The sequence below is a fragment of the Bacillus sp. 05T31 genome (assembly GCF_056396725.1).
In genome coordinates, this window is sequence record NZ_JBFTMA010001157.1 from 1 (window position 1) to 788 (window position 788).

Annotated in this window: 2 protein-coding genes; both read right to left on the reverse strand. The window is 33.9% G+C overall.

What is annotated here, in order from left to right:
• On the reverse strand, positions 1-272 hold a 272-nt coding region (locus AC1DJR_RS32065), incomplete at its 3' end, for a MerR family transcriptional regulator (protein ID WP_477004476.1).
• A gap of 172 nt (positions 273-444) precedes the next feature.
• Positions 445-788: class I SAM-dependent methyltransferase (locus AC1DJR_RS32070; protein WP_477004477.1), on the reverse strand; the 344-nt coding region annotated here is incomplete at its 5' end.

Sequence of the window (788 nt, forward strand, 5' to 3'; positions counted from 1 at the left end):
ATTTCCTCTAACACTTCTTGTTCTTTTTCTTCTAACAACGATTTTAATCCCTCTATACTCTTACTTTTTCTTAACTCCTGGATTCTTTTTATTTCAATATCCATTTCTCTATAAAAATTTACCGTTGTTATGTCATATATATCAAAATGATTATATTTTCTATACCCATTTTCAACACTTTGCTTAGGTTTGACCAAATCCTTTTCCTCATAAAATTTCAAAGTATCCCTAGATACACCCAAAAATTTAGCAACTTGTCCAATTGTGTACATTATGTTCTCCTTTAGCATTGCTACTTAATCTTTTACATTCATACTGCACATTCTTTAAGCTATCGAATTCTCCTTCCAATAGCCACATACTTAATACTTTCCATCACTACACCTCATTTCCTTTTTTCCACAAAAAAAGACACAGAGATCCCTCCCCATGCCTACTAATTCCCTACTTCTTCACCGCATGAACATAATGCACCGTCTCAAAAGCTTCTAAATAATCGTTTCGTCCCTCAAAATATAATTTATGAATGTCCTCTGGTGATAAGTGCTCATAAATGAGTAAACCGGACTTCTCTAACAGTGCTTCCATTTCCGTATAAGAAAAACATGATTTCATCGGTTCTCCGCCTACCGCAGCCATTTTTACCATATTTTCAACTCGATTGGATAATCCTTTTTCAGTAAATAAGTTTTCATCAGGATAATCGAAAACGATAGAACTTCCTGCTGGAACCATTTCGAATACACATTCTATTAAACTGGAAAGTTCCTCTTTCGTTAAATAGTACG